General features: G+C 71.8%; 17 protein-coding genes. 5 read left to right on the top strand and 12 right to left on the bottom strand.

What is annotated here, in order from left to right; all coding sequences use genetic code 11:
- Positions 1 to 43: 43 nt before the first annotated feature.
- Positions 44 to 487 carry a MarR family transcriptional regulator gene (locus ACFY2A_RS11115; protein ID WP_387170683.1) on the top strand — a complete coding sequence of 148 codons (444 nt, stop codon included), beginning with the start codon at positions 44 to 46 and terminating at the stop codon, positions 485 to 487.
- Positions 488 to 653: 166 nt separating this feature from the next.
- Here ACFY2A_RS11115 and ACFY2A_RS11110 read toward each other — a convergent pair whose 3' ends face one another.
- On the bottom strand, positions 654 to 1,553 hold the full coding sequence (locus ACFY2A_RS11110; RefSeq protein WP_387170681.1) for an NAD(P)-dependent oxidoreductase: 900 nt from the start codon (positions 1,551 to 1,553) through the stop codon (positions 654 to 656).
- The gene (locus ACFY2A_RS11105; RefSeq protein WP_387170679.1) at positions 1,550 to 2,419 is read right to left on the bottom strand and encodes an NAD(P)-dependent oxidoreductase; all 870 of its coding nucleotides are present in this window, start codon (positions 2,417 to 2,419) and stop codon (positions 1,550 to 1,552) included. Before ACFY2A_RS11105 ends, ACFY2A_RS11110 begins: the two co-directional genes overlap by 4 nt.
- Before the next feature lie 148 nt (positions 2,420 to 2,567).
- On the opposite strand from ACFY2A_RS11105, the gene ACFY2A_RS11100 reads away from it, so the two are divergent.
- Complete coding sequence (locus ACFY2A_RS11100) at positions 2,568 to 2,924, top strand: helix-turn-helix domain-containing protein (protein WP_093401988.1); 357 nt, start codon at positions 2,568 to 2,570, stop codon at positions 2,922 to 2,924.
- A gap of 150 nt (positions 2,925 to 3,074) precedes the next feature.
- Complete coding sequence (locus ACFY2A_RS11095; RefSeq protein WP_093401989.1) at positions 3,075 to 3,443, top strand: VOC family protein; 369 nt, start codon at positions 3,075 to 3,077, stop codon at positions 3,441 to 3,443.
- 8 nt (positions 3,444 to 3,451) lie between these two features.
- Here ACFY2A_RS11095 and ACFY2A_RS11090 read toward each other — a convergent pair whose 3' ends face one another.
- Positions 3,452 to 4,585, bottom strand: coding sequence for a hypothetical protein (locus tag ACFY2A_RS11090; protein ID WP_387170677.1), 1,134 nt, complete (start codon positions 4,583 to 4,585; stop codon positions 3,452 to 3,454).
- A 332-nt stretch (positions 4,586 to 4,917) separates the two neighbouring features.
- On the opposite strand from ACFY2A_RS11090, the gene ACFY2A_RS11085 reads away from it, so the two are divergent.
- On the top strand, positions 4,918 to 5,562 hold the full coding sequence (locus ACFY2A_RS11085) for a sigma-70 family RNA polymerase sigma factor (protein WP_363921948.1): 645 nt from the start codon (positions 4,918 to 4,920) through the stop codon (positions 5,560 to 5,562).
- A gap of 59 nt (positions 5,563 to 5,621) precedes the next feature.
- Positions 5,622 to 6,392 (top strand): hypothetical protein, encoded by a 771-nt coding sequence (locus ACFY2A_RS11080; protein WP_387170675.1) that lies wholly within the window; start codon positions 5,622 to 5,624, stop codon positions 6,390 to 6,392.
- A gap of 60 nt (positions 6,393 to 6,452) precedes the next feature.
- On the opposite strand, the gene ACFY2A_RS11075 is transcribed toward ACFY2A_RS11080, so the two are convergent.
- The 9 genes from ACFY2A_RS11075 to ACFY2A_RS11035 all read right to left on the bottom strand — a co-directional run bounded on the left by ACFY2A_RS11075 (position 6,453) and on the right by ACFY2A_RS11035 (position 17,663).
- Complete coding sequence (locus ACFY2A_RS11075) at positions 6,453 to 6,737, bottom strand: antibiotic biosynthesis monooxygenase family protein (protein ID WP_363921944.1); 285 nt, start codon at positions 6,735 to 6,737, stop codon at positions 6,453 to 6,455.
- Positions 6,738 to 6,809: 72 nt separating this feature from the next.
- Positions 6,810 to 7,568: a MerR family transcriptional regulator gene (locus tag ACFY2A_RS11070; RefSeq protein ID WP_387170673.1), complete on the bottom strand. Its 759-nt coding sequence runs from the start codon at positions 7,566 to 7,568 to the stop codon at positions 6,810 to 6,812.
- Positions 7,569 to 7,604: 36 nt separating this feature from the next.
- Positions 7,605 to 9,932, bottom strand: a complete 2,328-nt coding sequence (locus tag ACFY2A_RS11065) for a putative bifunctional diguanylate cyclase/phosphodiesterase (RefSeq protein WP_387170671.1) — start codon at positions 9,930 to 9,932, stop codon at positions 7,605 to 7,607.
- Between the two features lie 677 nt (positions 9,933 to 10,609).
- Positions 10,610 to 12,103, bottom strand: a complete 1,494-nt coding sequence (locus ACFY2A_RS11060) for a hypothetical protein (RefSeq protein WP_387170669.1) — start codon at positions 12,101 to 12,103, stop codon at positions 10,610 to 10,612.
- A gap of 64 nt (positions 12,104 to 12,167) precedes the next feature.
- On the bottom strand, positions 12,168 to 13,307 hold the full coding sequence (locus ACFY2A_RS11055) for a hypothetical protein (RefSeq protein WP_387170740.1): 1,140 nt from the start codon (positions 13,305 to 13,307) through the stop codon (positions 12,168 to 12,170).
- 129 nt (positions 13,308 to 13,436) lie between these two features.
- Positions 13,437 to 14,294, bottom strand: coding sequence for an SRPBCC domain-containing protein (locus ACFY2A_RS11050; RefSeq protein WP_387170667.1), 858 nt, complete (start codon positions 14,292 to 14,294; stop codon positions 13,437 to 13,439).
- Complete coding sequence (locus tag ACFY2A_RS11045) at positions 14,287 to 14,844, bottom strand: helix-turn-helix domain-containing protein (RefSeq protein WP_363921934.1); 558 nt, start codon at positions 14,842 to 14,844, stop codon at positions 14,287 to 14,289. The genes ACFY2A_RS11050 and ACFY2A_RS11045 overlap by 8 nt, the downstream gene beginning before the upstream one ends.
- 102 nt (positions 14,845 to 14,946) lie before the next feature.
- Complete coding sequence (locus ACFY2A_RS11040; protein WP_387170665.1) at positions 14,947 to 16,287, bottom strand: class I SAM-dependent methyltransferase; 1,341 nt, start codon at positions 16,285 to 16,287, stop codon at positions 14,947 to 14,949.
- Positions 16,284 to 17,663, bottom strand: coding sequence for an FAD-binding oxidoreductase (locus ACFY2A_RS11035; RefSeq protein WP_387170663.1), 1,380 nt, complete (start codon positions 17,661 to 17,663; stop codon positions 16,284 to 16,286). The genes ACFY2A_RS11040 and ACFY2A_RS11035 overlap by 4 nt, the downstream gene beginning before the upstream one ends.
- Positions 17,664 to 17,721 lie beyond the last annotated feature (58 nt).

Here is a 17,721-nt window from a genome sequence, read left to right as displayed (position 1 = left end):
TAGCTCTGCCTACAGAGGTGTTGCAGCGTGGAAGGGCGGCACTGTGACCGACGAGACGCTCGACCAGCTCGGTGCCGCCCTCAGTGACCTGCACCGGGTACTCCGCCGTCGGGCGATCCAGCGGACCGGACGTGCCGCCCTGCCGGACGCGCAGGTCGAGGTGCTGCGGCTGGTGCAGCGCCAGCCGGGGATCAGCGTCCGGGAAACCGCCGAGCGTCTGGGCACCGCCGCGAACACGGTGAGCACCCTGGTCGGCGAGCTGACCACCGCCGGCCTGCTGCGCCGGGACCGGGATCCGGCCGACCGGCGTACCGTCCGGTTGAAGTTGACCGACGTGGCGTACGAGCGCATCGCCGCCTACGGGCAGTACCGCCGCGAGCTGCTCGCCGCCGCCCTGGCCGGCCTCGACGCGACCGACCGCGAGCGGCTGCGCGCCGCCGCGCCCGCCCTGTCCCGCCTGGCCGACCACGCCGCGGAGCTGCCCTGACCTCCGTCTCCCCGGGCGGCCCGAGGCGGGTGCGGCCGCAAGCCCGGTCAACCCCTCGCCCTGACCGCCCGTCCCCGGACGGCCCGACGGATGCGGCCGCAAGCGGGTCAGCGCCCCGCCCTGACCACCGTCCCCGGACGCCCGCCGGGTGTAGCCGCAAGCGGGGTCAGCGCCTCGCTCTGATCACCTCGTACAGGGCGGTCCAGTCCTGGTCGCCGTGCCCGGCCGCGACCGCCCGCTCGTAGTGTGACCTGACCGCCTTCGGCAACTCGACGTCGACGCCGGCTGTCTCGCTGGTCCGCAGGATGTGTTCGGCCGTGGCACCCATCATCCGCGACGTGCTCAGAGCGCCCGGGTGCTCGCCGGCCTCCAGTGCGCGCGCCAACTCCAACCCGTTGCCGATCATCGCAGGGATGTCGGTGAGGGTGGTGAGCGCGCCGGGCAGGAAGTCGGCCGCTGGTACACCCGCCGCGGTGACGAGTGCGGTGGCGTGCAGCAGGCTCGACAGGCAGGTCAGGAAGACGTCGAGGTGCGCCTGGTAGAACAGTTGCGCCAACCCCGGATCGGCGCCCACGTACCTCGGTTCGCCGATGATCCTCAGCACCGGCTCGCTGCGGTCGTACGCGTCGCCGGCTCCGCTGTAGAACACGTACGCCTCGCTGGTGCCGACCATGGGGGCGGGCACCATCACCCCGCCGGTCACGAACCGTGCACCGTGGCTCGCGGCCCACGTCGCCGCCTGTCGGGAGATGTCGGGGGTGTCGGAGCTGAGGTTGACCAGGGTGCGGTCGGCCAGGGCCCCGGGTTCGTCCGCCAGCGGGCCGAGGATGTCGTACATCGCCGGGTAGTCGGTGAGGCTGAGGATGGTCAGTTCGCTGGCGGCCACCGCGGCTGCGGGCGTCGGCGCGAGGGTGGCTCCCGCGGCGACCAGGGCGTCGGCCCGGCTCGGGGTGCGGTTCCACAGCGTGACCGGATGTCCGGCGCGGATCAGGGCGGCGGCCATCGCCTGTCCCATCGGCCCGAGACCGATGACGGTGACCGGTCGGAGATCGCTGTTCCCGCTCATCGGACACTCCTCAGTTCCTCGAACATGCGGGCGGTGCCGTGCTCCCCGAACCCGGCGGCGAGCTGCCGACGGATCAGGTCGTGCGCCGGCTTGAGCACCTCGTCGGTGACGCCCTGCCCGGTGCTGGCCTGCATCACCGTGCTGAGGGCCGTCTCGGTGAACCGCAGGCTCTGCTGGCCCGGCCCGAGGTAGTCCTGCTGGTCGATCGTCGCGGCGTAGTCGGCCAGTTGCTCCGTCATCGCGGCGAGGAACGGTGCCTGCCGCCGGACGAACTCGCCGGCCGGCACTCCCTCGGAGCCGACCATGGCCGCGCCGTGCAGGAAGCCGGCGAACATCGCGTACATGCCGGCCAGCATCGCCGTGTCGTAGAGCGCCGCCATGCCCGCGTCCGGCCCGAGGTAGCTGCTCTCACCCCACAGGTCGAGCAGTTGTCGGTGCTGCGCGAAGCCCTCCGCCGATCCGCTGTAGAAGATCGCCGACTCGGGGCCGCCGATCGTCTCCGGGACGGCCATGATCGCACCGTCAAGGAGGTCGATGTCCCGCTCGCCGGCCCAGCGGGCAAGATCACGGGACTGGTTCGGCGTCGTGGTGGTCAGGTTGATCACGGTACGACCGGACAGGCCGGTCGCCACGGGTTCGAGCACCTGCCGTACGGAGGTGGCGTCGAAGAGGCAGACGACGACCGTGCGCGTACCGACGATCGCCTGCTCGACGCTGTCGGCGATGACGGCGCCCTGCTCGCCGAGGCTCTGCGCCCGGTGACCGGTGCGGTTCCAACAGACGATCCGGTGGCCGGCGTCCGACACCGTTCTCGCGAGCGCGCTGCCCATCGCGCCCAGTCCCAGGAAGGTGGTGCTGACTGTCATTCGGTGGTCCCCTGCTCTGTCCGATGATCCGACGGGCGCGCCGATCACCATGGTTGGCGACCACAATCGAGCGGGCAAGTACCCACTATTTTGTTCAATACTTACCTGCAGGTAAGTATTGAAGCTCGGCTACCGAGGAGGCGGACCCATGGCATCGGGCGACAGGTGCGGCCCGTACATCTGCGGAATCGACGCCGCGATGGACGTGGTGTCGGGGAAGTGGAAGTCGCTGATCCTGTGGGAGCTGGACAACCACGGCACCCGGCGGTTCGGCGAGCTGAAACGTGGTCTGCCCGGCGTCAGCGAGAAGATGCTCATCCAGCATCTGCGGGAGATGGAGCAGGACGGTCTGGTCCACCGCGAGGTCTACCGGGAGGTCCCGCCCAAAGTGGAATACTCCCTGACCGAGCACGGCCGGTCACTCAACGAGGCGCTCGGCCCGCTGGGCGAGTGGGGGCAGCGCCGGGCCGAGCGGCTGGCCGCCGAGGCGGCGGCCGCGTCCTGATCGTGTCCCGTCGCCTGCCGGGCGGGGCGCGGCCGTCCCTGGCCGCGCCCCACTGCGGTCGGGTGACTCGACGGCGAACCTCGGCTCCTGTCGCACCCGGGCCCTAGCCTCTGTTTCGTCCGAGCCCTTCCCGTACGCCGGAGGCAGCAGATGCTCGACCATCTCGGCATTCAGGTCCGTGACCTCGACGCCAGCATCACGTTCTACGACGCCGTCCTGGCCACGCTCGGTGCCCGCCGGATGTTGCAGTATCCCGAGGCCGTCGGTTACGGCAGCGGCAAGCCGGACTTCTGGCTCAGTCCGGCCCCCGCCGAGGCGGTTGGGCAGGAGAGCCACATCGCCTTCACCGCACCCGACCGCGGCGCGGTGCGGGCATTCCACGACGCGGCGGTGGCCGCCGGGGCGCGGGTGCTGCACGAGCCTCGCGTCTGGCCGGAATACCACGCCGACTACTTCGGCGTGTTCGTCCGCGACCCGGACGGCAACAACGTCGAAGCGGTCTGCCACGCACCCGGCTAGGCGGCCGGTCAGTCCCAGACGGTGCGGCGTACGCCGCCGTGCAGGCCGCAGGCCCGAGGGCTGCCGCCGGCCAGGCTGACCTTGCCGTTCTCGCACTGCACCAGGTAGCCGCGTCCCTCCCAGAAGCCGGGCACGCAGTCGAAGTGGTCGCACACCTCGCGAGCGGGTTCGCGGATTCGTTCGCCGCCGCAGAAGTCGTACCTCATCGGGTTCTCGGGGGCCCCGCAGCGCCGCTCGGGCTTCGGGCTGGCCGGGCGCGGTTTGGCCGAGCCGGTGGCGCGGGGTGTGGCTGAGCTAGTGGCGCGCGGTGTGGTCGAGGCGCTGGCTGCGACAGGTGCCGGGGCGGCGGCCACAGCGGTTTCGGTGCTGGTCGGGTCGGACGGGCCGGAGTTGGCCAGAGCCACCGGCACCATCACCGCGAGCGCGGCGGCGACCACGGCGGTCCGTCGGCCACCGGGGATGAGGGTCGACAGCCGGGCCTGCCCGGGGGTGGCGATGCCCGGGCGGGACGGGCGCAGCCGGGCGTGCTCGCCGATCAGCTCGTCGAGCTGATCGATGACCGCCTGGCGCTGCTCGATGGCGTCGGCGAAGGCCAGGGTGAGCACGAACCGGAACTCGGCCGCCACGTCCGGGCGCAGCAGCACGCCGGAGGTCCGCCGCCGGTCCAGCACCTGGATCAGGGTGACCGACGCGTGCGGGTCGTGGGCCAGACCCGTCATCCTGCCGTACGCCCAGTCGCGCCGGCCCCGCCCGCCGAGCAGCACCAGCCGCCGGTTGGTGATCACCGCCATGCCGGCGTCGGTGACCCGTACCCCGTCGGGAAGGCGCCGGCGCAGCCGACCGGTCTGCGCGCCCACGGTCAGGTCCGGGGCGGGCAGCACGCCGTTGTGTCGCAGTTCGACCAGTTGCGCGGCCGGCACCACCCGGAGTACGACCTCGTCGGGGGCCAGTTCCAACGGGAGGCCGTCGCCGGCCGTGGCCGAGCCCTGGCACTGCTCGGCGAGCGTCCGTAGGCGACGCAGTTCGTCGTCGCGTCGCCGCCAGGTCCCCTCGGCGCTGCGGAACAGCCGCAGCCGGCGCTCGTTCTGCCGGCGCGCCCACCGGTACCGCCATGTCGAACCCGTCGAATCAGTCCTCGCCACGCCGAACTCCTTCGCCGCGCATGCCACCAACCGCAGGCCACCTAATGGGGTGTCACAGTGTTAACGGTTGCGAGCACCGGCATGGACACGGCCAGAAGTGGTCGAATTACCCGATCGGTGGAGCAACATGGACGGGACGGTGGTTTCGCTCCGCGCCGTTCGCTTTCCGTTCCCGCGGCTGTGACGTAACCGGCCACCGGTACGCCGATCAGTCGTACGGGTTGACGAGGGCTGCCGTCCAATGGCGTGGCCCATGATGGCGAATCTGGTGGCGAGGTGCTGGCGATACCGGAACTGGCGGTCGTGCCGGTGGATCCCTGCCGGTGGTGTCGGTGACGAGCGGCACCGGCGGCCACACCGAATCGGACCTCGCCGCGCTGGTACGGGCCGCACAGGATGGTGACGAGGATGCGTTCCGGCTGATGTACCGGCAGGTGCAACCCGGCCTGCTGCGCTATCTGCGAGGCATGGTCGGCGCCGACGCCGAGGACGTGGCCTCGGAGGCGTGGTTGCAGATCACCCGCGACCTGCGCCGATTCCGTGACGAAGGAGCCGGGTTCCGGGCCTGGGCCGCCGGGATCGCCCGACACCGGGCGCTGGATCACCTACGCCGCCAGGGACGGCGGCCCGCGGCGACGTTGTCGCCCGACGCGCTGGTCGACCTGCCCGCCGCTCAGGACACCGCCGACCAGGCCGTCCAGGCAACCGCGACCCGCGCGGCCATCGAGTTGATCGCCACGCTGCCAAGCGACCAGGCCGAGGCGATCCTGCTCCGGGTGGTGGTCGGACTCGACGCCCGGGCCACCGCCCAGGTGCTGGGCAAGCGTCCCGGCGCGGTGCGTACCGCCGCCTGGCGGGGTCTGCGCCGGCTGGCCGCGCGCCTCGACTCGCAGACCGTACGGGACGGGGTCATCGCGCCCGAACAGGAATTACGCCCGCCCACGCCCACGATGCGGCGACTCGCGGCGGGTGAGTGACACAAATGATCCGGGACGACGCCAGGGAAGACGAGATGAGCAAACCGTCACCTCGACGCATGGACAGGAAGACCGCCGAGCGGCTGCTGAACGCCGACCCGGTCGCCCTGAGCCAGGCCGGTCCGCTCGCCGCGCCACTACGCGTGGCGCGCGGGCCGGCACGACACGACGAGATGGCTGGGGAGCAGCTGGCGGTGGCCGCGTTCCGGGCTGCCGCTGATCTCGCCCCCGAACCTCGACCACGGAGAGACTCAATGCTCAAGATCACGCTGGCGAAGCTGCTCACCGTCAAGGCGGCGACCGTCGTCGCCGCCACTGGGCTCGGTGGTGTGGCGCTGGCCGCCGGTACCGGCGCGCTACCCAACCCGCTTGTCGACCCGACCACGCGCCCGGCGACCCACGCCCCGGCAGCACCTACCGTCACCCCGTCGCATCCGGCCGGACCGGCCGACCGGGGCGGCGCGGGCGACGGTCCGTCGCCCTCGCTGGTGGGCCTGTGCCAGGCGTATGCGGCCGGCGCCGCCACGAACCCGGGCAAGGCGTCGGAGAACCCGGCCTTCGCCGAACTGGTCGAGGCGGCCGGCGGTGCCGAACAGGTCGACGAGTACTGCACCGACGCCACGTCGGAGGACCGCGCCCGCCCCACGGGCGCACCGAGCGGTGCCGGCCGGCCGACCACCCGACCCACCCCGAACCCGCGTGGCGGCACACCGACCAGCCACCCCGACACGCCCACCACCAAGCGGCCCGGTGGCGTCCCGACCGTGACCGTCCCCGGTGCGCCTACCGGGAGCGTTCCGGCCGCGACGCCCCGCACCCCCGGCCGCTGACCGCGGGGCCGGACGGGTTCTCCCCGACCCGTCCGGCCCCGCGCCCACTCCAACCGGCGATCAGGGTGACTCGACCGCGCTGATCAGGAACTTGTGGACCTCGGCCTCGACGATCGCCACCTGCTGCTCCGGTTCCGGGCCGGAGCCACGGAAGTCCAGCAGCTGCTCCTCGGACTCCCAGCGCTCGTAGACGTTGATCCGTGCCGGCTCGATCAGGTCCGGGCTGATGGCGAAGTCGAGGCAACCGGGCGCCTCGCGGGCCTGGCGGACGATCTCGGCGCAGGTGGCCAGGTAATCGTCCCGCTCGGCCGGGTCGACGTGTAGCGTGCCGGCGACGATCAGCAATGCAACCTCCGAAGATCGGGAGAGCGGACGCCGTCATACTCTCCCGATCCGCCACCGTCCGCACGCTATCGATCAGGCGCGGCTGATCGCGTTGGCCTGGATCGCCTCGGCCAGATACTCCGTCAGCCCGGGGGCCATTGCCTCATAGTGCGCGGTGAACCGTTCGTCGGCGAGGTACAGGTCGGCCAGCCCGGTGTGGATCTCGTACGTGCACTCGTAGAACCACCGGCTGATCTGCTGTCGGTGTTCCTCAGCCAACTCCATGGCCGCCGGCCCGTCGGCCGGCGCGCCCGAGGCCAGCAGAGCGACGATCCGCCGTCCCCAGTCCTCGGTCTCCGCCTTGAACCGTTGCCAGTCCTGCTTGCGGTAGCTCGACGTCCGCCGGTTCGACTCCCGGTACGCCTCGGTGCCGCCCCACCGCTGCTCCGCCTCCTCGGCGTACGCGTCCGGGTCGAAGTCCCCGAAGACCTCGAACCGCTCCTGCGGGGTCAGTTGGATCTCCATCTTGCTCGCCTCCATCGCGAATTCGATCGCCGCGACCATCTCCTGAAGGCGCTTGATCCGCACCGTCAGCAGCTCGTGCTGGCGGCGCAGGTGCGCTCCCGGGCCGCTCGCCGGGTCGTCGAGGATCACGGCGATCTCGTCCAACGGGAACCCCAGCTCGCGGTAGTACCGGATCAGCTGCAACCGCTCCAGGTCCGCCTCGGAATAGCGGCGGTAGCCCGAGCCGCTACGCCCGCTCGGCGTCAGCAGACCGATCTCGTCGTAGTGGTGCAGCGTCCGGACCGTCACGCCGGCGAGCTTCGCCACCTGACCAACCGTGTGAGCCATGGTTCCCCCTTTCCGGAACCACGGTCCCGCCTGCCGCTACGTGAGGGTCAAACCCGATTCTGCGACGCCGGACACCCTCTGCGGGTCGGAGTTGACAAGCAGGCTACGCAGCTCGGCCAGGGCGGTCGGGCGACCGTAGCGGTAGCCCTGCCCCTGCACGCAGCCGATCGCGGCCACGGCCTCGTGCTGCCGCTCGGTCTCCACCCCCTCGGCCACCACGCTCAGGTCGAACGCGCCGGCCAGCCGGGTCACCATCTCCACCGTCGCGTACGCCCGGGCGTCCTCGGGTATCCGGGCCACGAACGATCGGTCGATCTTCAACTCGGTAGCCGGGATCCGGTGCAGGTAGCTCAGCGACGAGTACCCGGTGCCGAAATCGTCGATGGCGATCCGGATGCCCAACTCGCGTAGCTGCCCGAGCCGGTCCAGCACCGCGTCGCTGCCCTCGATCAACGCCGACTCGGTCAGCTCCAGGGTCAGTGCGCGGGGCGCCAGCCCGGCACCCGCGGTGGCCTCGGTGACGGTGGCGATCAGGTCGGGCCGGCGCAGGTGCGACGCGGCGATGTTCACCGCCACCGTCGCCGACGGAATCCGGTCCTGCCAGGTGGCCGCCGCCCGGCACGCCTCGTGGATGACCCACCTGTCGATCGGCAGGATCAGCCCGGTCTCCTCGGCCAGCGGCAGGAACCGGGCCGGACTGAGCACGCCCAGCCGGGGGTGACGCCACCGCACCAACGCCTCCGCGCTGCGCACCACCCCGGTGGCCAGGTCCACGATCGGTTGGAACTCCAGGTGCAGTTGCTCCTCGTCGACGGCCCGCCGCAGGTCGGCGATCAGCTCGGCCCGGCTCACCGCCGACTCCCGCAACCCCTGCGTGCACCGCCGGTACGCGGACTTGCCGGCCGCCTTCGCCGCGTACATGGCGATGTCCGCGTCGCGCAGCAGATCCGTGTGCGAGATGTGCTGCGGCCCGTACTCGGCGATGCCGATGCTGGCCGACGGGTGCACGCCGACCAGTTCCTCGCCGGGCGACGGTTGCAGCGCCGCCAGCAACCGCTCGGCCAGCCGCTCCGGTGCCAACGGCCGCCCGTCGGTGACCAGCACGGCGAACTCGTCACCACCGATCCGGGCGATCATGCCGTCGTCGCCGACCGCCCGGCGCATCCGCCGGGACAGACCGGACAGCAGCGTATCGCCGGTGGTGTGCCCGAACCGATCGTTGACCTGCTTGAACCCGTCCAGGTCCAACAGCAGCACGGCGACCCGGTTGGTGCCGCGCAACGCACTCCGCAGCCGGCGGATGAACGCCAGTCGGTTCGGCAGCCCCGTGAGCTGGTCGACGTAGGCGAGCTTGCGTAGCTGCAGCACCAGACGCAGGTTCTCGTTGGCCGCCAAGCCCTGCCGCAGCGCCAGCGTGGCCAACAGCGCCATCATCGCCAGGAAGATCGGCATCGGGGTGTGGCCGCTGGCGTCGCGGGCCAGCATGGTCGCCACGATCGCCCCGCCCACCGGCAGGTAGGGCAGCACCACCCGCCACCACGGCGGCAACGGCGCTTCCCCGGCCTCCTCGGCAGCGCCATGGTCCCGAGGTGGGGGCATCCGGGTCGCCACCACGATCAGCAGGTAGCTCAGCGGCCAGAGCACGTCGACCGGGGTGCCGGGCTGGTAGGTGCCGGCGGCCACCAGCGACACGTAGAACGTGTCGGCCACCGCCCGTACCGTCAGGCTCACGCCGAGCAGCGCCATCGGCCGCCAAACCGGCCGGCCCGGGCCGACCACCGCGACCAGGATGGTCAGCTGCATCAGATCGAACATCGGGTACAGCAGGCCGGCGGTGCGCAGCGGCTCGTCCAGGTCGGCCAGACTGACGTTGCGGAAGATCAGCAGCCAGCCGATCGGGATCAGCGCCAGCCCGACGATCACCCCGTCGAGCAGGGTCCGGGCCCGACCCACCGTGGTACGCGGCGCGGTGACCGAACAGAACAACGCGGCGGTGCCGGTCAGCAGACTGGCCGCGAAGATCAACCCGATGGGCAGGGTGTGTGGCAGGCTCTCACCGAGCAGCCGCTGGGACGTCCACAGTGCCCGTCCAGCCAGTGACAACGCCATGGTGGCGGCCAACAGCAGCCAGAACCGGCGCAACGTCGCCGGATGCCGTCGGGCCGCCGCGACGCAGGCCACCGCCGCCCAACCTGCCACGGTGAGCGCGCCCAGATCGCTTACCAGCGCGCCGGCGGGTAGCCCCAGCACCAACCAGAGCGCCTCGATCGCGACGACGACACCGGCACCGACCAGCCCCACACGGCCGACCCGGTCCGTTCCGGGTGAGCGCGCGGCAGCCCGCTCGACGTCCTTCCGCGACACAGCGATCGCTCCGGCTCTCTCTCGTGCGTACACCCTCGACGGCGAGGTCCTGCCCTGGCAAACCCCGAAAGCCTAGCCACGCCCGCAGCCGCCCCGCCAGATCCAACGGGGTACGCAAGTCCACAACCTGATGGCCCCCGGTGCGGCGACGCGGGCAACGACCCGCTCGCGGGCTCCCCGTAGTGCCCTGTCGCGCCTGTCGCACCCGCACCGGCGGGGAGGTGTCCTCGGGGCGGGGCCTCCCACTCCACCCGCCGACCACGACCCGCCGCAACACGGCCATGACCCTGCGTGACCATAACGATGCATCACCGAACGTGACCGGCCAGCCCACCACCGACAATGCTGTCTTCCACCTTTGCTCTGCTTACCTATACGCAACCCAACGTTGAGCTGGCCTTATCGGGAAGGCGCGGCTTTCGCGCCAGTCACGCAGCGCAACCTGTGCGTATAGGTAAGCAGAGCAAAGCGTCCAAAGGTCACAGTGTCCCTGCCGGGGAATGGTTACCGTCCGGGATCGGCGGTCGGCGGTCACCGGTCCAGGCGGCGGTCACTCGGTCCAGGCGGCGGTCACCTGGTCCTGGCGGCGGTTGGCGGTCCTGGCGGCGGTCGGCGGTCCGGCTCGGCGATGTGTGGGTTTGTCAGGGCGGGTGGTCAATCGGGCGCGGACGCTGCGCTCAGGCCCATTGTTCGTCGGGTGCCGCGACTCCGGCCGCGGGGGGACCGCCGTGGGTCCACGGGGTTTCGTCCACAGTGGGGAACGCCGCGCCCGGCATGTAGGCGTCGCTGAGCGTGGTGTAGCAGAGCCGCTCCCCCACCTCCGGCACGCTGCCCGGGCTGGCCGTCAGGCCGCGTCCCATCCTGCCGGACAGCTCCAGCACCACCTCGGTCTTGCCGTCGGCCGTCGGGGTGACGAACACCAGCCGCGCCTTCTGCCCGGGGCGGGACGGGCTGGACAGGGTCGCGCCGACCGGCACCAGCACCGGGTCGGTGGTCATCAGCTGGATACGCGGGCGCAACACCGGGCGTCGGCCACTGTCGTCTACCCGGGTCGGGTCGGCCAGCAGCACCTCGCCGACGAAAGCCTCCCCGGTCAGCCGGTACTCCGCCATCACCAGCGGGTCGTCGTAGGCACGCTGCACCGCGTAGGTCGCGGCGGCCCGCTCCAGGCGGTGCAGCCGGGCCGCCGCGGCCACCGCACCGTCACGGCGCGGCTGCGGCGCACCGTCGGAGTCGAGGTGCTCGGTGTGGGCGGTGAAGGCGTCCCGGTCGCCGTCCCACCGCCCGGCCACCCGGGCGCCGGGCGGCAGGGCACGCAACAACCCCAGGCCGCGCCACATCAGCTCCCAGGTGGGCGTCAGCTGGTCCCGCAGCAGCAGCTCCAGCTCCGCGTACGCCTCGACGCGCGTCGCCTCGTCGGCGCCGGCGGCGGCGTACGCCTCGATGGCCGGCGCCAGCAGCCGGTTGTCGAACTCCGGATCGGTGGCCGGGCCGGCCGGCGGGCAGATCGACGGGTCCTCGGCCCGGGCCGCCGCCTCGGTGCCGGAGAGCCCGGCCGGCGGCGCGATCCAGCCCAGCAGCGCCGGCAGGTGCAGATCCTCCACCGCGCTCTGCCCGGTCGCCCAGTGCAGCGTCAACGCCTGCGTCATCGCCAGCAGCGCCGACGAGCCGGGATGCTCGGCCCGTTCGGCGAAGAAGGTCAGCCAGCGGCCCAGCAGTGGCACCTGCGGCGGCACCGGATACTCGCCGTCGACCCGACGGAACCGGGTGGACCGCCCGAGCAGCCGCAGGAACGTCACCCCCGCCGGATTCGGCACCAGCAGCTGCGGAGCGTCGAGGTACCGGTACCGGACGTCCCGACCCCGGTCCACGGAGACCGTCTCGTTCGCCGTACGGTGCCCGTCCACGTACGGCAGGACGATCGCGGCCAGCTCGGCGGCGAACGCGAACCGTTGGTCCCGGTTCCGTGGCTGCGGCACGATCAACAGCCGCCCCTCGCCGGGGGCCGAGCCGACCATCGCGGCGAGGGGGGCGTTGGCCTCCCCCGCCATCGCCAGCGGCACCAGCACCAGCGGCCGCCTCGACAGGTGCAGATGCCGGACAGTGGCCACCGGTTGGGCCACCCCGGAGGCTACTGCCTGTGCCGCCGCCAGCGCCCGCAACGTACTCATGCCGGCACTCCGCTGCACCGGGTGCCGGCCGGAGACGCCGCGGCACGGTGCGTGATGCGCTCGGTCATGCGGTGGTGAGGGCGTCGGCGCGGAGGCGGGCCGCGGTCCGCAGCAGCGCGGCGGCTTCCGCCCGCTCGGGTTCGGTGGCCGGTTCCCCACCGGCGAGCGCCAGCACCTCGCCGACGTCGGCGATTCCGCCGAGCGCCTCGCGGACCGGGCGGCCGAGCGCCCCGGTCTGCCCGCGTGCCTCGTGCCGGCAGAAGTACGCCAGCTCGCAGCTGGCCAGGCAATCGGGGGCGTACCGGGCCGGCACCCGCGCCAGCGAACCGGCCAGGATCGCCGGGTCGGCGGCGGGATCGGCGGTGAAGTCGGCCGGTACGTCGGCCAGCAGCGTGTCGAGCCGGTCCATCCGGTCCAGTTGCCGGCGTACCACAAGCAGTTGCCGGCGGACGTCGAGCAGGTGCGCGACCGGTTCGTTGCTGAAGTCCCGGGGGCAGACCAGCACCACCTCGTGCGACACCAGGTGCGGGTCGTGGCCCCGGGCGGTGAACAGCTCCCGTAGGGCCAGCACGTAGACGGCGGACTGCACCGCCGCGGCGGCTACCTTCGCCGGGTCGGCCTGGCCGTCGATCACGGGGAACGACTTGATCTCGACCACGTGGAACCGGCCGCCCAGCCGGGCGGCCACCAGGTCCGGTTCCAGGTGTACCCGCTGCCCGGCGACCACCAGGCCGAGCATCGGATGGTCGAACAGCGCCGCCGGCTCGTCGGCACACCGCGACTCCCCGGCACCGGTCGGCTCGTCGGCGTCGGCGTCGGTATCGACGGGCGACACCGCCTCGGTGAGCAGGGTCGCCGAGCGTCGGGCCCGGGTGGCCGGGTCGTCGCCGTCGCCGAGGTCCGTCCAGCTGGCCGCCGTCGGCACCGGTACGCCCAGCCGCTCCGCGACCAGTCGCAGCAACTCGGCCCCGCCGTCGGCCTTCACCTGCGCCTCGAAGATGTTGCCCCGGGTGATGGCGAAGCGGGACTGCCCGAACCGGGCGGGAAAGCCGACCCGTCCAGCCAGTGCCGGCTTGTCCACCCCGGCACCGTCGAGGACCGCCCGCCGGGTGCAGCCCGGGTTGCCGGTAAGCGCGGCGATCGTGCGGGCGTTGTGTCGCTTCGGCGGTGCGTCGCCCCGGATCGCGGCCAGTCGCTGCTCGATGTCCGTCACGACAGGCCACGATAGCCGTGCCGGCGAATCCCGGCCCGTCACGGGCGTCGAGGCGGCACCAACACCCGCCGGGCACGGGCGGTCACCAGACTGTCCCGGTGACCGCCCGTGCCGGAGGGCTCAGCCGGACGTGGCGGCGGTCTCCTCGGGCAGCCAGATCGGCTGCCAATCCGGCACCTCGTGGAAGCGGCGCAGCTCGGCCAGCCCGGAGACCGACCCCGCCCAGGCAGCGTACGGCGGGTTCTGCTCGTCGAAGCCGCTCTGCACGAAGGTGAGCTTCGTCCGACCCTCGGACTCGGTCAGTTCCCAGCTGGTGACGCCGGGCGCACCCCAGTCGACGGACATCCGCCGCCCGGGCTCCAGGTCGACCACCTTGGCCGCGAACCCGCTGTCGAAGCCGCCCATGGCGTACCGGCCGCCGACCCAGGGTTCGATGCCGATCGGGTAGCCGAACCAGGCGCTGGCCTGCTCGGAGTCGGTCAGGGACTCCCACACCTTGTCGGCCGGTGCGGCGATCTCCAGCTCGCCTCGGAAGTCGGTGCCGGTGAAGTCCACCTTCGGCAGCAGCGGCTGGCCGGCGAGGTGGGCCTCCAGGTTGGCGATGGTCAGCGCCCAGTAGGTCTGTAGGACACCCCGGATGCTGGTGCCGTTGATCACGTCGTTGAAGTCGAAGTGGGTCTGTGACAGTCGCAGCACGGTGGCGTCGGACCCGTCCGCGCTCAGCGTGATCTCGGTGGTGGTCTCCACCCCGTCGAGCAGCCAGGCGAAGCGCAGCCGGTCGTCGTCGGTGTGCAGCACCCGCTGATGTGGAGCGTCGCCCTCGGGCGTGTAGCGGCCCCAGAACTCGTACCGCTCGGGCAGCTCGACCTCGGCGTGCTCAGCCAGCCAGACGCGCAGCTCGGCAGGGTCGGTCAGGGCCTGGCGCACCCGCGCGATCGGCGCGGCGAGACGGACGGCGAGGGTCATCGGTTCAGTCACTGTCGGTTCCCTTCGGGTAGCAGGCCACGGCGAGCTTGAAGGCGTCTCCCTCAGCGCCGCCGTAGCGCGTGAACAACTCCTGCAGCGCGGACTGCAGATCGTGCAGAAACTCCTGCCGGCGTTCGGCCGGCACACGGATCTCGCCGGAGACGCCGATGGACGGCAGCTCCGGAGCGGTGCGGTCCAGGGCGGCGACGTCGGCCTGGACCTCCTCCATCAGGTCCAGCAGGTAGCCGAGGCTCAGCTCGTCGCGGGCGCGGCGCAGCCCGATCCGGCCCACCAGACGCGGTGAGAGCCAGTACGACCGGGCGACCGCCCGGTAGATGCCCTCGGTGATGCCACGGACCTTGCGCTGGTCGACCTGCTCGACCAGCCCGGCCGCGACGAGTTGCTTGACGTGGTAGTAGACGCGCTGTGGCGTCTGCTCCAGCCGGGCGGCCACCTCGGTGCAGGTGCGTGGCTCGGCCAGCTGCCGCAGGATCTCGACACGCTGCGGTTTCAGCAGCACCTCGGCCTGCTCGATCTGCTCCAGGTACAGGACATCTCTCATGGCAAAATCAGTTTGTACGTAAAAAACTTCCTTGTCAATGGGTTCGAGAAAGGGCCGCGCCGGCAGCTCCGGCGCGGCCCCGCTCGGTCCCGAGGTACCCGGTCAGGGCAGCCAGTCCGGGCGCAGCGGATAGCCGTTCACCGCGTCCGGGCCGTTACGCGTCGCCACCACCTGATGCAGCTGGATGCCGTTGCGCTCGAACGCCAGCCGTGAACCGGCCATGTAGAGCCCCCACACCCGGGCCGTACCCGCACCCACCTCGGCGACGCAGAAATCCCAGTGCTCCACCAGGTTGCGGCACCAGGCAGCGAGGGTCAGCGCGTAGTGCTGGCGCAGGTTCTCCTCGTGATGCACCTCCAGCCCGGCATCGTGGATCTCGCTGATTACCCGACCCGGGCCGGCCAACTCGCCGTCCGGGAAGACGTACCGGTCGATGAACGCCCCGGAACGGTGCGGCGCCCGGTTGTCCGCCCGGGTGATGCAGTGGTTGAGCAGCCGGGCCCCCGGGCGCAGCCGGTCACGCAGGAACCCGAAGTAGGCCGGATAGTTGCGGACTCCGATGTGCTCGGTCAGGCCGATCGAGGAGACCGCGTCGAACTGTTCGCGCGGCGCGTCGCGGTAGTCCAGGTGCCGCACCTGCGCCAACCCGGTCAGCCCCTCCCGCTCGATCGCCGCCTGAGCCCACTGCGCCTGCGCCCGCGACAGCGTCACCCCGATCGCCTTGACGCCGTACTCCCGGGCCGCGTGCCGGACCATGCCGCCCCAACCGCAGCCCACATCCAACAGCCGCATCCCCGGCCGCAGCGCGAGCTTGCCAGCGACCAGGTCGTACTTGTTCGCCTGCGCCTGTTCCAACGTGTCGTCCGGGCTGCGGTACACCGCGCAGGTGTACGTCATCGACGAGCCGAGCACCCTCTCGTAGAACGCGTTCGACACGTCGTAGTGATGCGAGATGGCGCTGTCGTCGCGGGTCCGCGAATGCCGCAGGCCACCCACGATCCGCTTCCAACGGGGCCGGGCCTCCTGCGGCGGAGCCGGCGGCGGCAGCAGCCGCTCCCAGCCCAGCTCACGCACCAGGGCCAGCCCGTCGGCCAGTGCCGGGGCCCGCATCCGCAGCCCACTGAGCACCCGCAACGCCTCGTACGGGTCGCCCGGGTGCACTCCCTCCAGGCTCAGGTCGCCGCTGACGTAGGCACGCGCCATGCCCAGATCTCCCGGCGCGGTGAGCAGGTACGACAGCCCTCGCTCGGAGCGGATCGACAGGGTGATCCCGGCGTCGGCCGGGCCGATGGAGCTGCCGTCGTACGCGGTGACGCGTACCGGCAGGGGGCCCGAGGTCACCGCCCGGACGATGTCCGCCACGGTCGACCCACGCCGCCGGCCCCCCGGGGGCGGCGGGGCGGGAGCGCCTGCCGCTCCCTGGCTACGGTCGGTGAGACTCATGCGCGTGCTACCGCCTTTTCGTACAGTCCGGTGAGCCGGTGCTCCGGGTCGTACCGGTCCCGCACGGCGCGCCATGTCCCGCCGCCGTAGAGCCGGTCAAACGAATCCCGGTCGTAGTACGCGTCGGAGTAGAGCGACTTGTGCCCGCCCGCCTCCGACACCGCGCGCTCGATCTCCCGGTTGACGTCGCCGTCGGCGGCGCCCTCGGCGATCGGCACGCTCCCCCAGAACCCGATGTTTACGTAGTCCTGCCCCGGCCGTAGCGGATACAGCGGCCAGGACCGGGCCGATCCCGGACCCGCCGGCTCCCGCAGCCGCAGCGGGCACAACCACACCGGCGTCATCCCGACGCCGGTGGCGAACCAGTGCAGGAACTCGGCCGTGCGGTCCAGCGGGATCTCCACGTCCTGCACGACCCGCTCCCGGGCCGGCTGGCCGCGCCACCTGTCGATCCGGGCGGCCACCCGGTGCCGGTGCTCCAGACGCACGATGCGGTGGTAGACGTCGCTGCGCCGCCACCGCGCCGGCCACAACCGCCGCACCACCGGATGCTGCGCGCCGAACGCCGCCGAGCACCAGAACCAGTCGGTGTCCCAGCGCCACAGGTAGTCGTGGACGGTCAGCGCGTCGTGCGGGCGCTGGCGCAGCGAGCGGTAGTAGATCTCCTGGCCGGTGTAGTCGGAAACCGCCGGCACGTCGTCGGTGAAGCTGCCCAGCACGAGGTACGCCTCACCGGGGCTGAACATCACCCCGTCCATCGCGTCGACGCTCTCACCGGCCCAACGGCGGGTCGCGGCGATCTCGCCCATCGCCTCGGTCAACGCGGTCAGGTTGGTGAACCGCAGGTTGCGCAGGGCCACGTACCGGCGGACCGGTTGCAGCTCGATCCGCAGCCGGGTGGCGTATCCGAGACTGCCCAACGAGTTGGGGAAGGCGGCGTACAGGTCGGCGTGTGGGCCGTCGGGCCGGGCGGTGACCACCTCACCGGTGCCGGTGAGCACGTCCAGCTCGGTCACCGACTCGTGCGGCAGTCCGTTGCGGAACGACGTCGACTCGATACCCAGCCCGGTCACCGCCCCGCCGAGGGTGATGGTGCGCAGCTGCGGCACCACCAGTGGCATCAGGCCGTACGGCAGGGTCGCGGCGACCAGCCGTTCGTAGGTGCACATGCCCTGCACATCGGCGGTGCGGGCGACCGGGTCGACGCCCAGCACCCCGCCGAGACCGCTGACGTCCAGACCGGAGACGGGGGCGTTGCGCGGACGGAACAGGTTGGAGGTGCGCTTGGCCAACCGCACCGGCTGGCCGTGTGGCACCGCCGCGTACGACCGTCGTAGCTGGGCCACCGCCTGGTCATGATCACGCACGGCGTGCATGGGATCACTTTACGCGTCATGGGGGCGGGCTGGCGGGATGTCCATCGGAGGCGTTTCT

The organism is Micromonospora sp. NPDC000442 (assembly GCF_042898635.1).
In the GTDB taxonomy this organism is placed as follows: Bacteria; Actinomycetota; Actinomycetes; order Mycobacteriales; family Micromonosporaceae; genus Micromonospora.
This window is presented reverse-complemented; position numbering and strand designations above follow the sequence as displayed.

Excerpts from the sequence above, each read along its gene's own strand:
- ACFY2A_RS11105 (WP_387170679.1), bottom strand. The coding sequence starts at position 2,419 with ATGACAGTCAGCACCACCTTCCTGGGACTGGGCGCGATGGGCAGCGCG.
- ACFY2A_RS11040 (WP_387170665.1), bottom strand. The coding sequence starts at position 16,287 with ATGAGTCTCACCGACCGTAGCCAGGGAGCGGCAGGCGCTCCCGCCCCG.
- ACFY2A_RS11095 (WP_093401989.1), top strand. The coding sequence starts at position 3,075 with ATGCTCGACCATCTCGGCATTCAGGTCCGTGACCTCGACGCCAGCATC.
- ACFY2A_RS11060 (WP_387170669.1), bottom strand. The coding sequence starts at position 12,103 with ATGAGTACGTTGCGGGCGCTGGCGGCGGCACAGGCAGTAGCCTCCGGG.
- ACFY2A_RS11080 (WP_387170675.1), top strand. The coding sequence starts at position 5,622 with ATGGACAGGAAGACCGCCGAGCGGCTGCTGAACGCCGACCCGGTCGCC.
- ACFY2A_RS11045 (WP_363921934.1), bottom strand. The coding sequence starts at position 14,844 with ATGAGAGATGTCCTGTACCTGGAGCAGATCGAGCAGGCCGAGGTGCTG.
- ACFY2A_RS11110 (WP_387170681.1), bottom strand. The coding sequence starts at position 1,553 with ATGAGCGGGAACAGCGATCTCCGACCGGTCACCGTCATCGGTCTCGGG.
- ACFY2A_RS11100 (WP_093401988.1), top strand. The coding sequence starts at position 2,568 with ATGGCATCGGGCGACAGGTGCGGCCCGTACATCTGCGGAATCGACGCC.
- ACFY2A_RS11035 (WP_387170663.1), bottom strand. The coding sequence starts at position 17,663 with ATGCACGCCGTGCGTGATCATGACCAGGCGGTGGCCCAGCTACGACGG.
- ACFY2A_RS11070 (WP_387170673.1), bottom strand. The coding sequence starts at position 7,568 with ATGGCTCACACGGTTGGTCAGGTGGCGAAGCTCGCCGGCGTGACGGTC.